Source organism: Streptomyces sp. NPDC001880 (assembly GCF_053594575.1).
The window spans coordinates 19,712-39,347 of sequence record NZ_JBSFET010000018.1; the positions used below are offsets into that span (position 1 = coordinate 19,712).

The window sequence follows — 19,636 nt, forward strand, 5'->3', positions numbered from 1 at the left end:
GAGAGCACGGCCCTCTCGTGTGACCCCGACCGCGTCGCGACCGGTGCGAGGATGGCTGTCATGACATGGACGGCACCCCGCATCGAACGTACGACAGCCGGCGGCGACCAGTTGAACGCTCCGGACACCGCGGACGAGCGAGCCATGCTGGAAGGCTGGCTCCGATGGCACCGGGAGACGCTGCTCACCAAGTGTGCCGGACTCGACCCGGCGCAACTGGTGCGCACCGCCGCCGAACCGTCGAACCTCACGCTCCTCGGCCTGGTCCGGCACATGGCGGAGATCGAACGCTGGTGGTTCCGGCGGAGTTTCGCGGGTGAGCCGATCGGCGACGTCTTCACCGGCCCCGACGACGGGGACGAAGGCATCGACGGCGTCGACGCCGCGTACGCGGAACGCGATTTCGCCGCGTACCGCGCCGAGGTCGAGGCGTCCGAGGCCGCTGTGGCGGGGCGCGGCCTCGACGAGACGTTCGTGTACGCCGGCCGCGGCCGGACCGTCAGCCTGCGCTGGGTGTATCTGGTGATGATTCAGGAGTACGCCCGCCACAACGGCCACGCCGACCTGTTGCGCGAGCGGACGGACGGCGCCACGGGGGACTACCCGGCCTGGCCGTGAGCGCGGTTCCGCGCTTCTCGGGCGAGGAACACGGAACCGCCCGTCAGCCGTCCGTGCCGGACGGACGCGCCGGGGCCGGCTGTCGGTGTCCGACGGATACACCGCCGCGTAGGCCGACCGGAAGAGGGCCGTGACCTCCTCGCCGCTGAGCCCCTGGGACCGTGCCGGGTCCAGCCACTCGGCGAGCGAGGCGAGCAGCGGGAAGCCGTGGCCCTCCCGGGCCGGGGCTCCGGGGTATCTGAAATGCACCTGTTCGGGGTGTGGGGCTCTTTCGACCGGAAGAGTGCGCCCCTGGCACAAGGGCGTTCCTTGTGCCAGGGGCGCGGTGAGGAAAGGGTTGCCGTGCGGGTCAGCGAATGGCGTAGGCCTTGATCAGGGTTTGCTCGATCTTGCTGCCGTTGGTGTCCTGTGCCCTGATGCGCAGGGACACGTAGCCCTTTGCAGGGTTGCTCACGGACACCTTGTAGCTGCCGTCGCTCTTGCTCTTGACCTTCGCGGGCTGCCAGGTGGCACCGTCGTCGGAGGACGCCTCCACCTCGACCCCGTCGATGTCCGGGGTGGCGCCGTTCTGGAGGACGAACGACAGGTCGAAGTCGTAGGTGTCGCCGCCCTGGGTGGTGTTCTCCGCGTCCAGGTCCAGGCCGTACCTCGGCCAGAGCAGCGCCAGGTCCTCCTTGCCGTTCGCCGGCCGGGCGGACTTGAAGGTCCACGCGGTGCTGGCCTTGGTGGACAGCGGGAACCACTCCGGGTGCGTGGTGTCCATGGTGATCCGGTAGGTCGCCGGGTCAGGGCTGACCGGCAGCGTCGTGAGCGTGAACCAGCCCTGCTCCTTGAGGAGTTTGTCGTCCTGGTAGAGCCGCACCGTCGACGTGGTGCCGTTGTCGCCCTGGAAGTAGGCGTAGTGTCCGGGCTGGCTGTCGCCCATCTCCTGCATGTTGAGGGTGACCTTGTCACCGTCGCGGAAGGCAAGGGTGCTCTCCGGTCCGGACGGGCCGTTCGCCGCACCCAGCCAGGTCTCCTCGCGCTGCTCGCCCGGGCTGTAGTTGCGGATGAGGTCTCTCATGCTGGTGATGATGTCCTTGCGGTCCGGGTAGACCGTGTGCCACCACCGCATGTCCTTCATCGTCGGCCACTTGCTGCCGGTGGAGTACCACTCCTCCCGGTCCGCCGGGGCGTCGTAGAAGTCCACGAGCTGGGTGATGAAGGCTTCTCCCGGGCGGACCGCCGAGGTGGTGTCACCGATCAGAGTGCCCTTGGTGCTGCGGTAGTGGGCCTTCACCACGGCCGAGTTCTCCGTGGTGACCGCGTCGGTGGGGTCGGCCGGAATTCCACCGGGAACCATCAGCGCGATGTTGTACGCGTAGGGGTTCTTCTCGATGCCCTGCAGGTTGATCCGCGTGGGACCGTCGGCCATCCGGCCGAAGAGCACCGCGCCCTCGTCCTGGGTGAGGGTCCAGGCCGGGATGTCAGTGCCGGTGACGCGCGGCACGCTGGTGGCGTAGACGCCGGGCCGGTCGTTGACGACGATCGCTGCCTTCGCGCCGGCACCCGCCACTGCGGCGATCTGGTCGACAACCTTCAAGGTGGCATTGCGGGTGATGACCGCGAGTTTGCCATCGAGGTCCTTGCCGGCCAGGTCCTCCGGCCGTCCCGTGCCGGCGTCGACCGCCTGGAGCTTGCTGGAGCCGTACAACCGGGCCGCATAGAGCACCGGCGTGAGCGGGACCGCGCCTCCCTGTCCGGCATAGGACGCCCGGATCACCGGCGAGTACCTGCGGTCCTGGAAGTTGAACTCGAAGGTGCCGTCCGTCACCGGCTTGGTGGGCACCACATAGGCGTGCTTCGCGAACAGGCTCGACGTACCCTTCATGTAGTCGATCCCCTTCTTGCCGGGGAGGCTCTGGCGGTACCCGAGCTTGTACTGGCTCGACTGCGACTCCTTGGGGGTCGTGACCTTGACCTCCTTGCCCAGCCGGGCGTCCATCGTGATCGTCCGGTCCGCCGTCAGTTCCACGACGGGCTCACCGGCGAGCGTGTTGCTCACGGCCAGGCCCGTGGCCTTGTCCTTCGTGTACACCAAGCCCATGACGGAGTAGCGACCCTGCGGCACCGCGACGGTCTTGGTTCCGCCCTGGGGGAAGACCTCGTGGGCGACCCCGTTGTCCAGGTCGAACACCACGAGTTCGCCGTTCGCCGGGTCTCCGTTCCGGTCGATCGTGTTGAGGGTGAGGTCGACGGTGGGCACGTCCTTCGTGGCGCCGACGGTGGTGCGGATCGCGGTGCCGTCGGCCGCGGTGGCGGTGATGACACCGGTGTAGTCGCCCACGGCGCCGAGCTCGGGGTGGTAGGTCACCGTCACGCCGGCGGAGGAGTTCGCCGGGACCGTCACGCTGTTGGCGCTGAGCGTGAACATGCCGTCCGGCGGGGGTGCCGTCTCCCCGGCGCTGAACAGGCGGAGCGACAGCGTGGTGTCCGTCGCGGAGGTGTTGACGTAGTCGACCGTCTTGGTGACCGGCGCGCTCTCGGTCGACTTCTTGCCCATGCTGACGACGGCGGGGCTGGAGTACGTCGTGGCGTCGATGGCCTTGGGCACGTCGACGCGGCCGTTACCGCCCTGGTAGGCGTTGTACGAGCCCTGCTTGGCGGTGCTGACCAGCACCTGCTTGAGCCGGTCGGCGGACCAGTCGGGGTGGCGCTGGACGAGGATCGCCGCGGCACCGGACACATGCGGGGTGGCCATCGAGGTGCCGTTGGCCGCCGTGTAGTTGGCGTCGACCGGGGTGCCCATCGTGGTGCCGGCGGCGCGGGCGGCGACGATGCCCACGCCCGGCGCGGTGATCTCCGGCTTGACCGCGAAGGTTTCCTTGACCGGGCCGCGGCTGGAGAAGTTCGCGAGCTGCTCCTGCTTGGACACCGCGCCGACGGTCAGTGCGTCCTGAGCGGCACCGGGCGAGCTCACGGTCCCCTTGCCCGGGCCCTCGTTGCCGGCCGCGATGACGAACAGCGACCCGGAGGACGCGGTGAGCTGGTTGACGGCCTGGCTGATCGGGTCGGTGCCGTCGCTGGGGACCGAACCGCCCAGGCTCATACTGATGACGTCCGCGCCCTGGGCCGCCGCCCACTCCATGCCGCCGATGACCCCCGACTCAGTACCGGAACCGGCCGTGTTGAGGACCTTGCCGATGTACAGGTCGGCGCCCGGCGCCACACCCTTGAGCCTGCCGCCCGACGCGGCACCCGAACCGGCGACGGTCGAGGCGACATGCGTGCCATGACCGTGGTGATCGACCGCGTCGGGGTCGTCGGTGAAGTTCTGCGCCTTCTTCACCCGCCCCGCCACATCGGGGTGGTCGGGGTCGATACCGGTGTCGAGGATGGCCACCTTGGTACCGGTGCCGTCATAGCCGGCCGCCCACGCCTCCGGGGCACCGATCTGCGGCACACTCTGGTCCAGAGCGACGCGCACCGGCTTGTCGAGCCAGAGCTTCTTGATGCCACCGGCAAGCTTCGGCGCCTTTGCCGTAGTGGCGCTGTCGTCGTCGACCGCCTCCCAGAACGTCGCCGCCTTCTTCTTGCCGGCGTGCAGCGCCACCGCGTTGGCACTGGGCAGCTCGTCCTTCTTCACCGAACCGGCCGGCGCGGCCTTCTCGAGCGCCTTCCCGGCCTTGCCCGGCACGCCCCCGTAGGTCGCGATCAGCGGCACGGCGGAACGGTGCGCGTCGTCGTAGCCGTACTCGACCAGCTTGGTGACGTTGAACAGCTCACGGTCGAGCTCGTTCGCGGCAAGGTAGGGCTGCGCCTTGTCCGGGACGACATAGACCTCGTCGCCCACCTTCATGGTGGTGAACGCCGCCGGGGTGCCGTCGGCCGCGGGCTCCACCGTCGCCGCCTGCATGCCATTGGCGTGGCGCTCCAGCGTCACCACCTCACCCGTGACGAGGGTGAGCTTGTGCGTGGCGACAACGGGGCCGTTCTGCTGCGGCTGGCTCGCCCGGGTGGCCGGCGTTTCTGCGGCGGCGATGGCGGGGATGCCGAGCGTCCCGGCCACGCAGGCCGTGGCCAGCAGCGCCGTGAGCGCGCGATGTGGGCGGTGTGGCAAGCGCCGGAGTATGGGCGTGGTCAGGTGGGCCGGGAGCCCGGATGCCCCGGCCGGTGGTGACTGTCTCATGCGGCAATGACCTTTTCTGAGGGGAGAATGCGCGCGGATACCGCGCGGTTGCGGGGATTGCGCATCGCGCCGAATGGCTGAGGATGAATGTGGTGGGTGCCGGCCAGCGCTGCTTCGGGCGGATCGGTGGTACAGCGCCGGGCGGTGAACGACGCGTCCCGCTGTTGCGGCAGTGGCACCGGTCGGTCGGCCTGCGGGGTTCGTTCCGGAGCCTGGCCTCGTCGGGAAATCAGGGCCGGTCGAGGCGATCCGTCAGATGTGACCGTGCGACAGAAGCTTTACGGGCGCGGGGGACGAGTGGCGACAGGCGGAGGTAGTGATTCCATGACGCTGAGTGTTGTTCACGCACTGGCCACCTAACGACTGGGCAGATGACCCAATTTTGCTGCCGCACCCGCCTGAGGCCTGTTCTGAGTTGGCCCGGGGCGTCGCGACGCCCGGCACGCGCGCTCGCACCGAACGCCGTTCCTTCCCCCACGGGACAACTCGGAACAGGCCCTAACGGTGCGCGCCGGCCGAGCTGTCGACGACGACGCCGGCTTCGACGACCTTCACGGCCAGTGCCGTCCGGGACGAGACCTCGAACTTACGCATCGCTGTCTCCACGTGCCGCGCGACCGTCTTCGGCGACAGGATGAGGACACCGGCGATCTCCCGGTTGGTCCGGCCTCCGACGAGCAGCCGGACCACGTCGAGCTCACGGGGAGACAGTTGATCGCCGTAACTTCGCCGTCCACCGTGCCATGACGGACGCTTCACCCCGACACCGGACGCACGCAGTGTGTGCATGACGCGCTCGGCGTCGCCACGAGCGCCGAGGGCGGACAACCCCTGGAAGGTTTCCGTAAGGATGGAGAGAGCTGCATCGGACTGGTCCGCACGTAGCAGACAGCGGGCCTGTCGCTCACGGCTGAGCAGGGCGTCGTAGGGCCGCGGAAGGCCCTGCCACGCGTCGGCCGTACGCGCGAACAGTTCGGCGGCGCCGAGGGGATCGTCCTGATGCTGGGCCAGGAACGCCCTGCAGGTCGACAAGGCGGCGTGCGGCCCAGGTGCGCGGCGATCACGCACTCCCGCTGCGAATGCGTCGACCAAGTCGCCGGCCTCGTCGATGCGGCCGGCCATGAGGAGTGCCTCGGCCCGGACCGGGGCGAGTTCGGTGGCCCAGATCCAGGTGCCCTTGCGTTCCAGGAACCGGATCGGCTCGTCGGTCAGCTGCAGCGCATCGTCGATCCGCCCGGCGCCGAGCCGGATCCTGGCCAGGGCGCCGGCAGGTTCGACGGAGTGCTCCGCCCCGCCGTGCAGGTCCGCCTGTTCAAGGACGAGCCGCAGGCACTCGTCCGCTCTGTCGTGGTCGCCGCGGGCCGCATACAGCAAGCCGGTGACCATGGCCGGCGCCAGGCGACTCGTCGGCTGCAGGAGTTCCTCGTCACCAGCCAGCAATCCGGCCCGGTCGGCCAGCCCGTCCCAGGCTCCGGTGAGCCAGTCCAGTTGGGCCAGTGTCACCTGCCCCATCCTGCGGAGCTTCTGGTAGTGATACGTGTCGGCCAGCTCTGCGGCCAGAGTGAGCGCCCGCCTCGCCTCCGGGTACCTCCCCCAGATCAGCGCCATGTGCCCGACGTTGAGATGGCCGACCGTGATCTGCTGCCTTTCCGCGGTGGTCGATGCGTCATCGGCGATCAATGCCGCCTCGGCCCACCCCTCCTCCTCACCGAGCAGCAAAAGCCCGCTCGCCCGTCCGACCCGGATGTTCAGCCGGTCCACCGGCGCGATCGAGACCGGCACCTGCGCCACGCGCCGCAGCCACCTGAGGTGTTCGGCCGCCGGTGTCGTCGTCCCGTACGGCAGGCCGAGAAACATCATTGCGCGAACCGACTTCGCCGGGTCGTGCCCGAGGTCGGGCAGCGCGCGTTCCATCTCGATCCGGGACTGTTCGAACCCCCCTATCTGCTGCAGCAGCCGGGCGACGTGGAAGCGGATCTCCGCCGCCTCGCTCGGCGTCGGCCCGCCGGTGTCCAGCACGAGGCGGAGAACGTCCATCAGTTCGCGGTAGCGTTCGTGCCCGCTGAGCAGATGGAACGGAACCTTGCCGGTCAGTCGGACCACGTCGGCGGGCGGCAGGGCGGCGTTGGTGAGCAGATCGTGCAGCAGAGTGACGGCCGTCGCATCGTCACCCGAGGCGAGGGCGAGGTCGGCAGACTGTTCCGTGTACCGGCACCACGCCGTCGTGTCGCCGGCCTCCCGGAAGTGGCGTGCGAGCTGGGCGACCGGGGACGGGGTGGTGTCTTCGAGAACGTGTGCGGCACGCAGGTGTATCGCTCGCCGCTGCGGCACAGGAATCGCCTCGTACACCGCGCGGCACGCCAGCTTGTGCCGGTACGAGACCAGCCCGCGCTGGTCCTCCCTCAGCAGCCCCGAACCCACTGCCTCCGCCAGGCCCGCCAGCCTGCTCTCCGGATCGCCTTCCGGAGCCATCACCTCGACGACGGTGTCCTCGGGGGCGGGGTCGGCGAGTACGGCGGCCGCGCGCAACGCGGCCTGCGCCGCAGGGCCGAGCCGTGCGCTGCGTTCCAGCACGACGTCCCGCACCGTCGGCGGTACGTCGATCTCACTCAGTCGCCGCCGCACCCAGGAGTCACCCCGCCGGGGCATGTCAGCGCGGTTCCACATCAGCCGGACGGACTCCTCGACCGCGAGCGGAAGCCCGTCGGTCCGGTCGTGCAGGATGGTCGCGAACTCGTCGGCAACCTGTTCCCCACCCAGCATCGAGGACACCATCGCGGCAGTCCCGGGGACATCCAACGGCTCCAACGACAGTCGCAGCCTCGCCGCCCCCGCCGGTTGCCGCGACGACAGCCGCAGCAGCAGAGAGTCCGGCGCGATTTCCTCCGGGCGGTAGCTCACCAGCAGACTGACCTGTTGTCGCGGACGTGATGCCAGGAACAGCAGAAACTCCAGGGTGGCCTCATCCGCCCAGTGCACGTCCTCAACCGCGAGCAACCCGATCTCGAGCCGTTCGAGGATCTCCTCGATGGCCCGGAACAGCCGGTGTCGTGCCGCTGCTGCGTCTTCGGCCGGGTCTGGTGCGGGCGGCAACGCCGATGCCCATTCGGGGAACAACGGCCGGAGCGCTCCTGCCAGTCCGCTCAGGCCGAGCCGGGCGACGTCCTCGGTCGCCGGTCGGATCGCGTCCACCACCGGCCCGAGCGTAAAAGGCTGTCGAACAGCCGGGCAGGCTGCCAGCAGCACCCGCTGCAGGGCCGGGGCATGCGCCGCGAGTAGCTCCTGAACCAGTAGGCTCTTACCGATCCCGGCCTCGCCCTCGATCAGCACGACCACCGGTGGGTCGGACAACGCGGCTTTCAAGGCGGCGAGTTCGCGCTCGCGTCCGACCAAACCGGGTGATGCGATCGCCGGCAGGTCGCGTGTGTCAGTATCGCTGGTAGACATTCGCCCCACTGTCGGAGACAGGCGACGGCGCGCCCGAACCGTCGTCTTCCGTGAACAATATGACCAGAGGCTACAAGGCGGGGCGGCAGGGGGACAGGCCACGTTCAAAGGCGTGGTGGAAGGCGATCACTCTGGAGTTCCGGTGCTGAGGTTGTGCTGCCATCGCGCCCGCCCGGGGGCAGAGACCTCCGTGTCACTTGCCTCAGCTCACTTGCCTCAGCCCCACATCGGTCCGCTCCGCCGCCGTGGCGAGGCGCGGACTCGACGAGACCTTCGTGTACGCCGGCCACGGCCGGACCGTCAGCCTGCGCCGGGTGTACCTGGTGGTGATCCAGGAGTGCGCCCGCCACAACGGCCACGCGGACCTGCTGCGCGAGCGGACCGACGACGCCACGGGCGACTGCCCCGCACCGCAATGCGGAGTTGCCGGTCGCCACCGGGGGACCGACCACTCCTCGTCCACGAGGCGTACGAGGCGCACGTGCATACGGCGCCGCGCCTCAGCCGGCGATGTCCGAATCCGGCGGATAGACGGCCGCGTGGGCCGACCGGAACAGGGCGTCGGCCTCCTGGCCGCTGAGCCCCTGCGCCCGTGCCTGGCCCAGCCACTCGATGAGCGACGTGCGCAAGGGGGAGTCGGCGCCCGCCTGGGGCGGGACGAGGGAGCGGGTGATGAAGGTGCCCGCCCCCTGCCGGACCTCGGCGAGGCCCGCTCGCTCCAGCTCGCGGTACGCCTTGAGGGTGGTGTTCGGATTGACCTTGGTATCGGCCGCGACCTGAGCGGCCGTGGGTAGCCGGTCACCCTCCTCCAGGGCACCCATGAGCAGCGCCTGTTCGACCTGCCGCACGATCTGGAGGTACGTTGCCACCCCGCTGCGCCGGTCGATACGGAACACGACCACTGCCTTCACCTCCCGTTCGACTGTCGAGACCCTGTGTACCTGCGCCGACAGGTCCTAGAGGGGGCGACGGGACACCCGCCACAGCACGAACGCGGTGAGTACGGCGGTACCCGCGAGCAGGATGCCCGCCCCGGTCCACTGCATGGCCGGCATCTGGTCGAAGCCCAGGTACTCGTACACATTGTTGACGATGCCATGCTCCTTGACGCACGCGTCGGAGGCCGCCTCGGTCGACTTGGCACACAGGCCCCAGCCGTAGAGCTGGCCGTCGGCGGAACCGATCCAGCGGTCCACCTCCAGCGACTCGTGCAGCCGCGAGGGCATGTCCGCGTCGAGCGGGTAGGCGATCGTGCGGGTCGGGGCGAGGTGGACGATCATCATGTCCCAGAAGACCCCGGCGGCCGCGGCGAAGACGAAGGTGAGCGCCATGGACATGATGACGCGGCGGACCAGTACACCGATGGTGATGCCGGCGGCGGTCATGAAGAGACAGAGCGCGGGAAGCACCGGACCGGTGCTGTCGAACACCGCCCCGTCCGACCACTGGCTGGGGAACACCGAACGGTAGGGCTTCCACCACCAGGTGAACAGCACCGAGAGCAGCGCGGCGGTCACGAGCACCGACGCGTAGATCCAGGCGAACTTCGTCGCCACCCAGCGCAGGCGTGACACCGACTGGGTGGTGACCAGCTGCGCGGTGCCCTGCTCCTGATCTCCCGCGATCAGCGGGGCGCCGACGAAGACGGCGAGGATCAGCGGCAGTCCGCCCAGCGCGGCGATGACGAGACCCACGCTGTCCGAGTCGAACATCGGCTGCGCCAGTTCCTTCGCCGGCCAGCCCGCGGCGTCCAGGACGTCCTTCATCCGGCTGCGCTCGTAGACGAGCCAGACGGAGCCGAGGACGGCCACTGCGAGCAGGCTGAGCAGTGCGGCCCGGTGCTGGCGCACCACGAGCCAGCTCAGCCCGCGCAGCATGCGGGGCCCCGGGGTGCGCCCGGTCAGGGGGGCGTCGGTCAGGGGGGTGCTCATGAGGTGTGGCTCCCTTCGGCCTCGGCGCGGGCACCGGGTGTGTACAACGGGGGCGCGTCCGGCGAACGGAGATGCGCCAGCAGTACCTCCTCCAGGCTGGGTTCGGAGACCACCCAGTCACCCGACAGAGAACCGTTCGTCCGCACCAGCGCGTGGAACTGCCGGCCCTGGACGCGGCACTCGATCACGGTGTGCGGGGTCAGCGCGGCGGCCGGGTCCCCGTCCGTGGCGAGCCCGGTCACCAGCGCGTGGGCCGGGACGAGCGCGTCCGCGTCGCCCGCCATCCGGATCCTGCCGTCCGCGAGGACGAGCAGGTAGTCGCACATGTCCTCCAGCTCGGTGAGCATGTGGGAGGACATCACCACCGTGGTGCCGCGCTCGACGGCCTCCGACATCAGCAGGGTGCTCATGTCGTGGCGGGCCAGCGGATCGAGGTCGGACATCGGCTCGTCGAGCAGCAGCAGATCGGGTCGCTTGCCGAAGGCCAGCGCGAACGCGACGCGGGTGCGCTGCCCGCCGGAGAGCGTGCCCACGCGGGCATCCATCGGCACCTGGCCCGACCGTACGATCCGCTCCGCCGCGGCCATGTCCCAGCCGGGGTTGAGCTCGGCGCCCATGCGCAGCATCTCGGCCACGGTGAACCGCTTGAACAGCGGCTTGTCCTGCCCGAGGAACGCGAACTTGGGCATCACCTCGGGGGCGTCCACGGCCACGCCGAAGACCCGGAGGTCGCCTTCCGTGGGCTGCACCTGACGGGTCGCGATCCCCAGCAGGGTGCTCTTCCCTGCTCCGTTGGGGCCGACGAGACCGCAGATCCGGCCGGCCGGCAACCGGAACGAGATGTCCCGCAGCGCCCAGCCGCGACCGTAGCGCTTACCCAGGCCGCGGGCCTCCAGGGCCCATGCGCCGGTCGCCCCGTCCGGAGTGAATGCGTCTGCCATGCACTTCGCCTCAATTCCATTACTCAATTAATGGAATCATGGTCTGGGGTAGTGGAGAGTGTCAAGGTGCTCCGGCCGGGCCCCCGTGCGGATGTCCGTGATGCGCCTGTTCGGGGTGTGCGTCGCACTCTCTTCGGAGGACTGGACCATTGAACGTCTCTGTGGCTCTGGCCTGCCGGTTCGCGGGCGCGTACCGTGGCCCGGCATGAAGATCCTGATCAGCGCCGACATGGAAGGCGCCACCGGCGTGACCTGGCCGGCCGATGTGCTGCCGGGCACTGCCCAGTGGGAGCGGTGCCGTGCCATGTTCACCTCGGACGTGAACGCGGCGGCGCTCGGCTTCTACGACGGAGGCGCGGACGAGGTCCTCGTCAACGAGGCCCACTGGTCCATGCGCAACCTCCTGCTGGAGCGGCTCGACGACCGGGTCCAGATGCTCACCGGCCGGCACAAGTCCCTCTCCATGGTCGAGGGCATCCAGCACGGCGACGTCGACGCCATCGCCTTCGTCGGCTACCACACGGGCGCCGGCGCCGAGGGGGTCCTCGCCCATACGTATCTGGCGAACTCCATCACCGGGGTCTGGCTCAACGGTGCCCGCGCGAGCGAGGGGCTGCTCAACGCGCATGTCGTGGCCGAGTACGGGGTGCCCGTCGTTCTTGTCACCGGCGACGACCTGACCTGCGTGGACGCCGAGGGGTACGCCCCCCGGGCCCGCAAGGTCGCGGTCAAGGACTATGTGTCGCGGTACGCGGCGGTCTGCCGCACCCCGGCCCGTACCGCGGCGGACATCCGCGCCGCCGCGAAGGACGCCACGGCGCTCGCCGTGCGGCACGCACCGGTGGAGGGCGGCCCCTTCACCGTGGAGCTGGAGTTCGACGCCGAGCACCTGGCCCAGGCGGCCACCGTCGTGCCCGGCGTGACGCCCGGCGGCGAACGGCGCGTCGCCTACACCAGCGCGACGATGTACGAAGGTATCCGCACGTTCAAGGCGGTGACGACGATCGTGTCGTCCGCCGTGGAGGAGCAGTATGGCTGAGCCGACCGGCCCCCAGGAGAGCGTCGACCAGCAGGCGCTCGACGAATCGGTGACGTTCACCTCCGAGCTGATCCGGATCGACACCACCAACCGCGGCGGCGGCGACTGCCGCGAGCGCCCGGCCGCCGAGTACGTGGCCGAGCGGCTGGCCGCCGCCGGAGTGGAACCCACCCTGCTGGAGCGGACCCCCGGACGCACCAATGTGATCGCCCGGATTCCCGGCACCGACCCGTCCGCCGACGCCCTGCTCGTCCACGGCCACCTCGACGTGGTCCCGGCCGAGGCGGCCGACTGGACCGTGCACCCCTTCTCCGGCGAGGTCCGCGACGGCGTCGTCTGGGGGCGCGGCGCCATCGACATGAAGAACATGGACGCGATGGTCCTGGCCGTCGTACGCGCCTGGGCACGGGCCGGGGTCCGGCCCCGCCGCGACATCGTGATCGCGTACACCGCCGACGAGGAGGCCAGCGCCGACGACGGCTCCGGTTTCCTCGCCGACCGGCACGCCGGTCTCTTCGAAGGCTGCACGGAGGGCATCAGCGAATCCGGCGCCTTCACCTTCCACGCCGGACCGGACCTCCCGCTCTATCCGATCGCCGCGGGCGAGCGCGGCACCGCCTGGCTGAAGCTCACCGCGCACGGCAAGGCCGGGCACGGCTCCAAGGTCAACAAGCGCAACGCGGTCAGCGCGCTCGCCGCCGCCGTCGCCCGGATCGGCGAGCACGAATGGCCCGTCCGGCTCACCCCGACGGTCCGCGCCGCGCTCACCGAGATCGCTGCCCTGCACGGCATCCACCCCGACCTCGACGCCCCCGGCTTCGATGTCGACGAACTGCTCGGCAAACTCGGCCCCGCCGCCGACCTGGTCGCACCGACCGTCCGCAACAGCTCCAACCCGACCATGCTGGAGGCCGGGTACAAGGTCAATGTGATCCCCGGCCGCGCCACCGCCTTCATCGACGGCCGGATGGTGCCCGGCGGCGAGGACGAGTTCCACGCCACCCTGGACCGGCTGACCGGACCCGACGTCGACTGGGAGTTCCACCACCGCGAGGTCCCGCTCCAGGCCCCGGCCGACTCGCCGACGTTCGCCAAGCTGCGCGCCGCGATCGAACGCTTCGACCCGGCCGGCCACGTCGTGCCGTACTGCATGTCGGGCGGCACGGACGCCAAGCAGTTCTCCCGGCTCGGCATCACCGGTTACGGCTTCTCACCGCTGAAACTGCCCGTCGGCTTCGACTACCAGGCGCTGTTCCACGGCGTCGACGAACGCGTCCCCGTCGAGGCCCTGCACTTCGGCGTTCGCGTACTCGACCACTATCTGCGTACTGCCTGACCGCAACAGGGGGAATCGATCATGCTGCCCACCGGGGCTTACGGAACCTGGCCGTCGCCGATCGACGCCGCGCTCGCCGCCTCCCGCGACGGCCGCCCGGAGTATGTCGGCACCGTCGGCGACGAGGTGTGGTGGACGGAGCCGCGCCCCGCCGAGGCGGGCCGCCGCGCCCTGGTCCGCCGCCGGGCGGACGGGAGTACCGACTGCGTGCTGCCCGCGCCGTGGAACGTACGGAGCCGGGTCATCGAGTACGGCGGAGTGCCCTGGGCCGGGACCGGGCGGGCCGAGGGCGGCCCGCTGATCGTCTTCGTCCACTTCGCCGACCAGCGGCTCTACGCCTACGCCCCGGACGGGCCCGACGAGCCCCGGCCGCTCACCCCGGTCTCGGCCGTCGGCGGCGGGCTGCGCTGGGCCGACCCGCAACTCCACCCCGACCGGGGCGAAGTGTGGTGCGTCCTGGAGGAGTTCACCGGCGAGGGCCCCACCGAACTGCGCCGGGTGATCGCCGCCGTGCCCCTGGACGGCTCGGCCGCCGACGACCGCTCGGCGGTACGTGAACTCACCGACGACAGCCACCGGTTCGTCACCGGACCGAAGCTCTCGCCCGACGGACGGCAGGCCGCCTGGATCGCCTGGGACCACCCCCGGATGCCGTGGGACGGCACCGAGGTGATGCTCGCGGACGTCGCCGGGGACGGCACCTTCCACCGCACCCGGTCCTTCGCCGGCGGCCCCGAGGAGTCGGTGCCGCAGATCGAGTGGGGGAGCGACGGGCAACTCCTCTTCGCGAGTGACCACAGCGGCTGGTGGAACCTGTACCGGGCCGATCCGCACCGGGGCGCGGTCGCGCTCTGCCCCCGCGAGCAGGAGTTCGCCGGCCCGCTCTGGAAGATCGGACTCAGCTGGTTCCGGCCACTGGAGAACGGGCTGATCGCCACCATCCACGGCAAGGGCACCACCACACTCGGCATCCTCGACCCGCAGACCGGCGAACTGGTCGATGTCGCCGGGCCCTGGACCGAATGGGCCGAGACGCTCGCCGTGCACGGCAGCCGGGTCCTCGGTGTCGCGGCGAGCCCGCACAGCGCGTACGAGGTGGTGGAGCTGGACACCGCGACCGGCCGCACCCGTGTCATCGGCGCACCGCACCAGGACGCCGTCGACCCCGCGTACTACCCCCGGCCCGAGGAACGCTCCTTCACCGGGCCCGACGGACGCGAGATCCACGCCCACATCTACCCGCCACGCAGCCCCGACCGGTCCGGCCCCGAGGACGAACGGCCGCCCTACGTGGTCTGGGCGCACGGCGGCCCGACCGGACACGCCGCGCTCGTACTCGACCTGGAGATCGCCTACTTCACCTCACGCGGCATCGGCGTCGCCGAGGTGAACTACGGCGGCTCCACCGGCTACGGCAGGGCCTACCGCAACCGGCTGCGCGAGCAGTGGGGCGTCGTCGACGTCGAGGACTGCGCGGCGGTCGCCGCGGCGCTGGCCGACGAGGGCACGGCCGACCGGCGGAGACTGGCCGTCCGGGGCGGCAGCGCCGGCGGCTGGACCACCGCGGCCTCGCTCACCGGCACCGACGTCTACGCCTGCGGGACGATCATCTACCCCATCCTCGATCTGACCGGCTGGGGCACCGACGAGACCCATGACTTCGAGTCGCAGTACCTGGAGTCCCTGGTCGGCCCGCTCGCCGAAGTCCCCGGTCGCTACCGCGACCGCTCACCGGCCGGCCGCACCGACCGGCTGACCACCCCCTTCCTCCTGCTCCAGGGACTGGACGACCCGATCTGCCCGCCGGTCCAGTGCGAGCGGTTCCTGGCCGCGCTCGACGGACGCGGCATCCCGCACGCGTATCTCACCTTCGAGGGCGAGGGGCACGGGTTCCGGCGCGCCGACACCATGATCCGCGCACTGGAGGCCGAATTCTCCCTGTACGCACAGACCTTCGGGATCGACCGCACCGACGTACCGCGGCTGGAGCTGAAGAAGTGACCCTCGTACCGCTGACCCGCCCGGCCCGGTTGCGTCCGGGAGCCAGGATCGCCGTGGTGTCACCGAGCGGTCCGGCGCCCGCCGACCGGCTGGAGGCGGGCCTGGACGTACTGCGCGGCTGGGGCCTGGAGCCCGTCGAGGCACCGCACGCGCGTGAGGTCCACCCCGAGCTGGACTACCTCGCCGACACGGACGAGGCGCGGGCCAGGGATCTTCAGGAGGCCTGGTGCGATCCGGCCGTGGACGCGGTGATCTGCGCCCGCGGCGGATACGGCGCGCACCGGATGGTCGACCTGGTCGACTGGGCGGCGATGCGCGCGGCGGGGCCCAAGGTGTTCATCGGCTACAGCGACATCACCGTGCTCCACGAGGCGTTCGCGCAGCGCGTGGGGCTCGCCACCCTGCACGGACCGATGGCCGGCACCGAGACCTTCCTCAAGGACCCGGACACCCAGGAGTCCCTGCGGGCCACCCTGTTCGAGCCCGAGTCGGTACGGACCCTCGGCCTGCCCACCGCGCGGGTGCTGGTCCCCGGCCGGGCCCGCGGGATCACCTACGGCGGCTGTGTGAGCCTGCTCGCCGCCGAACTCGGCACCCCGCACGTGCGGACCTCGGCCCGGGGCGGGCTGCTGGTGATCGAGGACACCACCGAGGACCCGTACAGCATCGACCGCATCCTCACCCAGTTGCTGAGGGCCCGTGCGCTCGACGGCATCGCCGGGGTGGCCTGCGGTTCCTGGGCGGACTGCGGCCCGTACGAGAAGGTGCGGGCGGTGCTCGCCGACCGGCTCGGACCGCTGGGCGTGCCCGTCGTCGAGGAGCTGGGCTTCGGGCACGGACCGACGGCGCTCACGATTCCGCTCGGCGTGCCCGCCGTACTGGACGCCCCGGCCGACGGCGGCCCCGCCACACTCACCGTCGAGGTGCCCGCACTGAGCTGAACGGCGGTGAATCGCAGAGAAGATGAGCACTGTTCAGGAAATGCCGGCCTGAGCGTTGACGCCACAACGACACGTGTCATCGGTTGGTACGGCGCTTTCGCGCGGCGATCAGTCGACCGGCGGGGTCGCGGTGCCCCTGGTGCTCGTGCCCCCGGCCGGGTCATGAACGCCCGCACCGGGGCACGGCCCCGCGAGAGAACGGCGGACAGCCCTTGGAGGTCGCGCACACAGGTGGGGCGGAGGATGGAGCGGGGCGAGGGACAAGCCTGGCAAGGCGGAGGGGGGAGGCGACGCGAAGGTGCCCCTCCCATGCCTTTCGGGCTATGGAGCAGTCGTCGACCGACGACAACGCCGCCAGGCGCAGCCCATCGGCACGCGACGCCGCCCCACCTGTGTGCGCGACCCTTAGGGTTGCCGGATGCCTGAAAGCGACTACCTGGCCGAGGGGCGGCGCACGGCGATCCGCCCCTTCACGCAGGCCGATGCCGAGGAATTCACCACCCGGGCACGGGAGAGCCGGGACCTGCACCGCCCCTGGCTCTTCCCGCCCGACGACGTCCGTGCGTACGCCGCCTACGCGGGCCGGCTGATCGACGACTCCACGAGGGCGGGCTTCCTCGTCTGCGAACGCGGTGACGAGGGCGGACCCGGCGGCGGGATCGCGGGGTTCATCAACATCAACAACATCGTTGCCGGTGCCTTTTGCTGCGGTGCGCTCGGATACGGGGCCTTCGCCCACGCGGCAGGACGCGGCCTGATGGGCGAAGGTCTCGACCTGGTCATGCGGTACGCCTTCGGGCCGCTCGGTCTGCACCGGCTCGAAGCCAACATCCAGCCCGGCAACGAGGGTTCGCTCGCTCTCGTCCGCCGGGCCGGCTTCCGTCTCGAAGGCTTCTCACCGGACTTCCTCTTCATCGACGGAGCCTGGCGCGACCACGAGCGGTGGGCCGTCACCACCGAGATGATGGGCGAGTACGTCTAGGAGACTTCGGGCACGGGCCGGGCCCCGCCGTGCCCGGACCGGTGCACTCCACCGGCCGACCGGGGTTGAGCAAGTCTTTGCCGATGGCCGAATCGGGACCCTTGCCGGGCCCACGGGCCGCTCCCACAAAGGATCCGGAGCGCGGCACCGCGTACAGGGAGAGGAAAGTCGCGGCCGAAAGCGGCAGGGGCGCACCCCGGTCCCCGTAACGGCCGTGTTGACCGCACGCAATCCCAGGCAGACGCTCGTCATATAGCTGCTAAATACAAGTGGTTCTGCCGGGCCTCGCCCCGGGCACGCCGCCCAGGGGTGCGGGCGGCACTGTGGGCACGAGGCTCTCCCGGGTGGGACCGGATCGGAGGACGCACATGTGTGGCATCACCGGCTGGGTCTCCTTCGACCGCGATCTGCGGGCGGCCGAGGAAGTCGCGGAACTCGACGCGATGACGCAGACCATGTCCTGCCGGGGCCCCGACGACCTGGGGACCTGGACCGCCGCTCACGCCTCGCTCGGACACCGGCGGCTCGCGATCATCGACCTGCCCGGCGGACGCCAGCCGATGACCGTCGACACGCCGGAGGGGGCGGTCGCGCTCGTCTACTCCGGTGAGGCGTACAACTTCACCGAACTCCGTGACGAACTGACCGCCCGCGGGCACCGGTTCGCCACCGAATCGGACACCGAGGTGGTGCTGCGCGGCTATCTGGAGTGGGGCGAGGCCCTCGCCGACCGGCTCAACGGCATGTACGCCTTCGCGATCTGGGACGGCCGCCACGACCGGCTCGTCATGATCCGCGACCGGATGGGCGTCAAGCCCTTCTACTACTGGCCGACCGCCGACGGAGTGCTCTTCGGCTCGGAGCCCAAGGCCGTCCTCGCCAATCCGCTGGCCCGGCCCCGGGTGACCCTCGACGGGCTGCGGGAGCTCTTCACCATGGTCAAGACCCCCGGCCACGCCGTGTGGGACGGCATGTACGAGGTGGAGCCCGGCACGGTCGTCACCGTGGACCGCGGCGGCCTGCGCCGCCACGTCTACTGGCGGCTGGAGACCCGCCCGCACAACGACGACCGCGACACCTCGATCGCCACCGTACGGTCGCTGCTCGACGACATCGTGCGCCGCCAGCTGGTGTCCGACGTACCGCGCTGCGTCCTGCTCTCCGGCGGACTCGACTCCTCGGCCGTCACCGCGCTCGCCGCCAGGCAGCTCGCCGAGAGCGGCGAGAAGGTCCGCACCTTCGCCGTCGATTTCGTGGGACGCACCGAGAACTTCGTCGCCGACGAACTGCGCACCACCCCCGACACCCCGTTCGTGCACGACGTGGCCCAGCAGGCGGGTACCCTCCACCGGGACATCGTGCTCGACCCCGACACCCTTGCCGACCCGGAGGTGCGGGCCGGAATGATCCGGGCCCGGGACCTGCCCATGGGCTTCGGCGACATGGACGCCTCGCTCTATCTGCTCTTCCGGGCCATCCGCGAGCACTCGACCGTCGCACTGTCCGGCGAATCCGCCGACGAGGTCTTCGGCGGCTACCTCCAGTTCTTCGACGAACGGGCCCGCAACGCCGACACCTTCCCCTGGCTGGTGCGGCTCGCCGAGCACTTCGGCGAGGACTCGGACGTGCTCCGCGACGACCTCGGCCGCTCCCTCGACCTGGAGTCGTACGTCCGCAGCGGCTACGAGACCGCGGTCGCAGGCATCGAACGGCTCTCCGGCGAGAGTGACTTCGAGTACCGCATGCGCAGGATCTGCCACCTCCACCTGACCCGGTTCGTGCGCGTCCTGCTCGACCGCAAGGACCGCGCGAGCATGGCGGTCGGCCTGGAGGTCCGGGTGCCGTTCTGCGACCACCGGCTCGTCGAGTACGTCTACAACGCGCCCTGGGCCCTCAAGTCCTTCGACGGCAGGGAGAAGAGCCTGCTGCGCGAGGCCACCGCGGACGTGCTGCCCCGCTCGGTGTACGACAGGACGAAGAGCCCCTATCCGTCGACCCAGGACCCCCAGTACGCCGTCGCCCTGCAGGAGCACGCCCGCGAACTGCTCGCCCGCCCGGACCACCGCGTCTTCGACCTCGTCGACCGCGACCGCCTCCGCACGGCCGCCACCCAGGGCGCGCCCCGGATCACCGGGGCGTCCCGCCGGGGCCTGGAACGCACCCTGGACCTCGCCACCTGGCTGGACCTGTACGAGCCCGAACTCGTCCTCGGCTGAGCGGACCGCCGGCCGA

At 70.5% G+C, this 19,636-nt stretch carries 12 protein-coding genes and 1 pseudogene; 8 read left to right on the forward strand and 5 right to left on the reverse strand.

The features are described from left to right. Positions 1-60 precede the first annotated feature (60 nt). Entirely contained in the window at positions 61-618 is a 558-nt protein-coding gene (locus tag ACWCQ6_RS13605; protein WP_451088654.1) for a DinB family protein, read from the forward strand. A 349-nt stretch (positions 619-967) separates the two neighbouring features. On the opposite strand, the gene ACWCQ6_RS13610 is transcribed toward ACWCQ6_RS13605, so the two are convergent. Together ACWCQ6_RS13610 and ACWCQ6_RS13615 are read right to left on the reverse strand one after the other, a co-directional pair. Next, positions 968-4,717 (reverse strand): S8 family serine peptidase, encoded by a 3,750-nt coding sequence (locus ACWCQ6_RS13610; protein ID WP_451088656.1) that lies wholly within the window; start codon positions 4,715-4,717, stop codon positions 968-970. Between the two features lie 567 nt (positions 4,718-5,284). After that, positions 5,285-8,335, reverse strand: a complete 3,051-nt coding sequence (locus ACWCQ6_RS13615) for an AAA family ATPase (RefSeq protein ID WP_451088658.1) — start codon at positions 8,333-8,335, stop codon at positions 5,285-5,287. 143 nt (positions 8,336-8,478) lie between these two features. Between ACWCQ6_RS13615 and ACWCQ6_RS13620 the strand changes: the two are divergent. After that, positions 8,479-8,607, forward strand: a pseudogene (locus tag ACWCQ6_RS13620) (mycothiol transferase); the annotation flags it as partial. A gap of 126 nt (positions 8,608-8,733) precedes the next feature. On the opposite strand, the gene ACWCQ6_RS13625 reads toward ACWCQ6_RS13620, so the two are convergent. The 3 genes from ACWCQ6_RS13625 to ACWCQ6_RS13635 are packed head-to-tail and all read right to left on the reverse strand — an operon-like array spanning position 8,734 to position 11,105. Next, positions 8,734-9,144, reverse strand: coding sequence for a GntR family transcriptional regulator (locus ACWCQ6_RS13625; RefSeq protein WP_451088660.1), 411 nt, complete (start codon positions 9,142-9,144; stop codon positions 8,734-8,736). Between the two features lie 45 nt (positions 9,145-9,189). After that, the gene (locus ACWCQ6_RS13630; protein ID WP_451088662.1) at positions 9,190-10,164 is read right to left on the reverse strand and encodes an ABC transporter permease; all 975 of its coding nucleotides are present in this window, start codon (positions 10,162-10,164) and stop codon (positions 9,190-9,192) included. Then, entirely contained in the window at positions 10,161-11,105 is a 945-nt protein-coding gene (locus tag ACWCQ6_RS13635) for an ABC transporter ATP-binding protein (protein WP_451088664.1), read from the reverse strand. The genes ACWCQ6_RS13630 and ACWCQ6_RS13635 overlap by 4 nt, the downstream gene beginning before the upstream one ends. Before the next feature lie 205 nt (positions 11,106-11,310). Between ACWCQ6_RS13635 and ACWCQ6_RS13640 the strand changes: the two genes are divergently transcribed. From ACWCQ6_RS13640 to asnB, 6 genes are all read left to right on the forward strand, one after another. Then, positions 11,311-12,144, forward strand: coding sequence for a M55 family metallopeptidase (locus ACWCQ6_RS13640; protein ID WP_451088666.1), 834 nt, complete (start codon positions 11,311-11,313; stop codon positions 12,142-12,144). Then, complete coding sequence (locus tag ACWCQ6_RS13645) at positions 12,137-13,480, forward strand: M20/M25/M40 family metallo-hydrolase (RefSeq protein ID WP_451088668.1); 1,344 nt, start codon at positions 12,137-12,139, stop codon at positions 13,478-13,480. Before ACWCQ6_RS13640 ends, ACWCQ6_RS13645 begins: the two co-directional genes overlap by 8 nt. Before the next feature lie 21 nt (positions 13,481-13,501). Further along, on the forward strand, positions 13,502-15,481 hold the full coding sequence (locus tag ACWCQ6_RS13650; RefSeq protein WP_451088670.1) for a prolyl oligopeptidase family serine peptidase: 1,980 nt from the start codon (positions 13,502-13,504) through the stop codon (positions 15,479-15,481). Then, positions 15,478-16,422 (forward strand): S66 peptidase family protein, encoded by a 945-nt coding sequence (locus ACWCQ6_RS13655; protein ID WP_451088672.1) that lies wholly within the window; start codon positions 15,478-15,480, stop codon positions 16,420-16,422. Before ACWCQ6_RS13650 ends, ACWCQ6_RS13655 begins: the two co-directional genes overlap by 4 nt. Positions 16,423-16,840: 418 nt before the next feature. Continuing rightward, complete coding sequence (locus tag ACWCQ6_RS13660; RefSeq protein ID WP_451088674.1) at positions 16,841-17,404, forward strand: GNAT family N-acetyltransferase; 564 nt, start codon at positions 16,841-16,843, stop codon at positions 17,402-17,404. Between the two features lie 368 nt (positions 17,405-17,772). Further along, positions 17,773-19,620 (forward strand): asparagine synthase (glutamine-hydrolyzing), encoded by a 1,848-nt coding sequence (gene asnB / locus ACWCQ6_RS13665; protein WP_451088676.1) that lies wholly within the window; start codon positions 17,773-17,775, stop codon positions 19,618-19,620. Positions 19,621-19,636 lie beyond the last annotated feature (16 nt).